This is a genomic window from Mesorhizobium sp. M7A.F.Ca.CA.004.12.1.1 (assembly GCF_003997835.1).
In the GTDB taxonomy this organism is placed as follows: domain Bacteria; phylum Pseudomonadota; class Alphaproteobacteria; order Rhizobiales; family Rhizobiaceae; genus Mesorhizobium.
The window spans coordinates 1-3,929 of record NZ_RZRK01000585.1; the positions used below are offsets into that span (position 1 = coordinate 1).

At 63.7% G+C, this 3,929-nt stretch carries 4 protein-coding genes; 2 read left to right on the forward strand and 2 right to left on the reverse strand.

Annotated features, from left to right (window positions below):
- The first annotated feature begins 36 nt into the window (after positions 1-36).
- Entirely contained in the window at positions 37-810 is a 774-nt protein-coding gene (locus EN984_RS25550) for an ABC transporter permease (protein WP_164775743.1), read from the forward strand.
- Between the two features lie 10 nt (positions 811-820).
- Positions 821-1,603 (forward strand): ABC transporter ATP-binding protein, encoded by a 783-nt coding sequence (locus EN984_RS25555; protein ID WP_127269920.1) that lies wholly within the window; start codon positions 821-823, stop codon positions 1,601-1,603.
- A 19-nt stretch (positions 1,604-1,622) separates the two neighbouring features.
- On the opposite strand, the gene EN984_RS25560 is transcribed toward EN984_RS25555, so the two are convergent.
- Entirely contained in the window at positions 1,623-3,395 is a 1,773-nt protein-coding gene (locus EN984_RS25560) for an ABC transporter ATP-binding protein (protein ID WP_245480119.1), read from the reverse strand.
- A 109-nt stretch (positions 3,396-3,504) separates the two neighbouring features.
- On the reverse strand, positions 3,505-3,929 hold a 425-nt coding region (locus tag EN984_RS25565; RefSeq protein ID WP_164765642.1), incomplete at its 5' end, for an iron chelate uptake ABC transporter family permease subunit.

Genomic DNA, 3,929 nt, shown 5'->3' on the forward strand with positions numbered 1-3,929 from the left:
GTCACGAAACCGGCGAGGCGCCGCCGATCCTCCGGGATCGGCGTGCCCATCGCCAGGTCGCGCTTCCTGATCATCGCGGTGGCCGTGTTCGTCGGGCTCGGCCTTGCCTGGTGGGCGGCGACCGGACTGGGGTTGGTAAAGCCGATCTTCCTGCCGTCGCCGGGCAGCGTAGCTATGCAGATCGCCAAGCTCGCCGCCGACGGCACGTTGTGGCTGGACCTCAAAGCCTCGATGTATCGTATCTCCATCGGCTTCCTCATCGCCTCGGCCCTGTCGATACCGATCGGCGTGCTGATCGGCAGTTTCCGGTCCTGGGAAGCGGCCATCGAGCCGCTGGTGGATTTCATCCGCTACATGCCGGTCGTCGCTTTCGTGCCGCTCTCCATCCTGTGGGCGGGCACCGGAGATTCGCAGAAATTCCTGATCATCTTCATCGGCACCTTCTTCCAGCAGGTGCTGATGATCATGGACAATGTGAAACGGGTTCCAGCCGATTTCATTGGCCTTGGGCGTACACTCGGCTTGCCGGATCGCAAGATCCTGACGCGCATCGTCGTTCCCAGCGCCTTGCCGGGCATCTGGGATACGCTGCGCATCAGCCTGGGCTGGGCATGGACCTGGCTGGTGCTGGCCGAACTTGTCGCCGCGACTTCGGGGCTCGGCTATCGCATCACCGTGTCGCAGCGCTATTTCCAGACAAACACGATCATCGGCTACATCCTGCTGCTCGGCCTGCTCGGCCTCATCACCGACCAGGTGATGAAGGCGCTGGAAAAGGTGCTGTTCAAGCAAGAGGGCCGCTCGCAATGAGGTCCAGCCGATGAGCCCCCCCAAACTGCGGATCGCCGGTCTCCACAAGAGCTTCGGCACCGGCGAGCGGCGCACGGAAGTGCTGCGCGACATCAATCTCGATCTTGCCGACAACGAGTTTGTCTCCCTGGTCGGCACGTCGGGCTGCGGCAAGAGCACGCTGCTGTCGATCGTGGCCGGACTGCAGGACTTCGACGCCGGCGATCTCAGCATCGATGGCGCGCCGATCCTGCAGCCGGGTCTCGACCGTGGCGTCGTCTTCCAGTCCTACACGCTGCTTCCCTGGCTGACGGCGCGGCAGAACATCGAATTTGCCCTCAAGGCCGCCGGTTACGATCGCCCGACCTGCCGCAGGATCGCGCTGGAGCATCTCGAACTCGTCAAGCTGTCCGACAGCGCCGACCGCTATCCGGCCGAACTCTCGGGCGGCATGAAACAGCGCGTCGCCATTGCGCGCGCGCTTTCCTACCGGCCCAAGATGCTGTTGATGGACGAGCCATTCGGCGCGCTCGATGCCTTGACCCGGCATCAGATGCAGGAACTGCTGACCCAGATCTGGGAGGAACACAGGTTGACCGTCCTGTTTGTCACTCATGATGTGGAGGAGGCCGTCTATCTGTCGGACCGCATCGTCGTCATGGGGATCGGCCCGGGACGCATCACGCAGACCTTCAACGTCGATATCGAGCGCCCGCGCCGCGAAGAGGTGATGGAAAGCCCTGCATTCATGGATCTGCAGCGCGGCGTGCACAAGGCCATCCGCGAGGGTTCAAAACGCCCCGAAATGGCGTAGGCGCCTGTGGTAGGCCCAATCACGTCGCCTTGCCGACCGCCGCATCCAACTCCAGCTCGCCTTCCGAAATGTCGTCGAACGAGGCGTAGTTCATGTTGTAGAGGCGGGCGTAGAGGCCTTTTCGGCCCATCAATTGGTCGTGGTTGCCGCTTTCGACGATCTCGCCGTTCTGCAGCACGATGATGCGGTCGGCGCCGCGGATCGTTGCCAGCCGGTGTGCGATGACCAGCGTGGTTCGGCCCTCGGCAAGTTCGGCCAACGACTTCTGGATTTCGCGCTCGGTCTCGGTGTCGAGCGCCGACGTCGCCTCGTCGAGGATAAGGATCGGCGGGTTCTTCAGGAACATGCGGGCGATCGCCAGCCGCTGCTTCTGGCCGCCGGACAATTTTACGCCGCGCTCGCCGATGATCGTGTCATAGCCGGCCGGCAGGCCCGATATCATGCCGTCGAGCTGCGCCCGCCGCGCGGCATCGGCGATAGCCTCGTCGGAGGCGCCGAGACGGCCATAGGCGATGTTTTCGCGGATCGAGCCCCCGAACAGGAACACATCCTGCTGGACGATGCCGATCTGGCCGCGCAGCGAAGCGAGCGTCATGTCCCTGATATCGATGCCGTCGATGCTGATCGCGCCGGCGCTGACCTCGTAGAAACGTGGCAGCAGCGAGCAGATGGTGGTCTTGCCGGCGCCGGACGGGCCGACGAAGGCGATGGTTTCGCCGGCGTGGATGGTGAGATCGATACCCCTGAGCACCGGCTTGCCGTCGCCATAGCCGAAGCTGACACCGCGATATTCGATGTCGCCCTTGAGGCCGCCCACAGTCACGGCACCTGGCCGGTCGGCAATGTCGGGTTCGGTGTCGAGTAGCTCGGTGTAGCGCCGGAAGCCGGCAATACCCTTGGGATAGGTCTCGATCACCGAGTTGATCTTCTCTATCGGCCGTACGAAGACTCCGACCAAAAGCAGGAAGCCGACGAAGCCGCCATTGCTGAGGCCTCCCGTGATGACGAGATAGCTGCCGGCGATCATGACCACGAGCTGGATCAGCCTTATGCCCATATAGTTCAGCGAATTGCTGGCCGACATGATGCGGTAGGCGTCGAGCTTGGTCTGGCGGTAGCGCTGGTTGTCATGCGCGAACAGCGTGCGCTCATGCTCCTCATTGGCGAAGGCCTGGACGACGCGCATGCCGCCGACATTCTCCTCGATGCGGACGTTGAAATCGCCGACACGCCGGTACAGCGCCTGCCAGTTGCGCTCCATGCGGTCGCCGTAGCGCATCGTCACCCAGGCGATCAGAGGCACGATCACCGCCGTGATCAGCGCCAGATGCATGTTGACCGTGAACATCAGCACGAAGGCGCCGGCGAAGGTCATGATGGCGATGAACAGGTCCTCGGGGCCGTGATGGGCGATCTCGCCGATCTCCTCGAGGTCCTTGGTGACACGGCCGACGAGATGGCCGGTCTTGTGGTTGTCGTAGAAGCGGAACGACAGCTTCTGCAAATGGTCGAAACTCTTGCGCCGCATCTCGGTCTCGATGTTGATGCCGAGCATGTGACCCCAATAGGTGACGACCGCCATCAGCACGGTGTTGAGCAGGTAAATCACCAGCAGCCCGGCAGACGCGATGATGATCAAGGTCCAGTCCTGCTGCGGCAGCAGCTGGTCGACGAAGGTGCGGACCGCCATGGGAAAGCCGAGTTCAAGCAGGCCGGCCAGCACCGCGCAGGAGAAGTCGAGCGCGAACAGCCCCTTCCAGGGCGCGTAGTAGGAAAGGAAACGTCTGATCATCGAGGTGAACCGCAAGCTGTCTTGACGGGCGCGGTGAGCGCGCCGGCCGTCATCGGTGGGCGCTGCTTACAATCGGCAGCGCAAGGGCGGCAATATGCCAGGACGGACTTCATTGCCTGCCTTTCCACATCAGCGCCATGAAATAGGGGCCGCCGACGAAGGCGGCGATGAGGCCGGCCGGCACTTGCCAGGGAAAGATCAGCGTCCGCCCTGCCCAGTCGGCGGCAACGAGGATCAGCCCGCCTGTCATGGCCGAGGCCAGAAGCTGCGGCACGGCGCGGTGGAAGCCAAGCATGCGTGCGAGGTGCGGCGCCATCAGGCCGACGAAGCTCAGCGGGCCGATGACCAATGTCGCGGTTGCGGTGGCCAATGCGGTGAGCGCAAGCAATGTGGCGCGAACACGTCCCAGTCGCAGGCCAAGGCCACGCGCGGCGGTTTCGCCGAGCGGCAGTATATCGAGCCAGCGCGCGGTCAGCGGCGCCAGCGCGAGGACGGTGACCGCGACCGTTGCGGCGGTGAAGGCATCCGTTGGGG

Excerpts from the sequence above, each read along its gene's own strand:
- EN984_RS25560 (WP_245480119.1), bottom strand. The coding sequence starts at position 3,395 with ATGATCAGACGTTTCCTTTCCTACTACGCGCCCTGGAAGGGGCTGTTC.
- EN984_RS25555 (WP_127269920.1), top strand. The coding sequence starts at position 821 with ATGAGCCCCCCCAAACTGCGGATCGCCGGTCTCCACAAGAGCTTCGGC.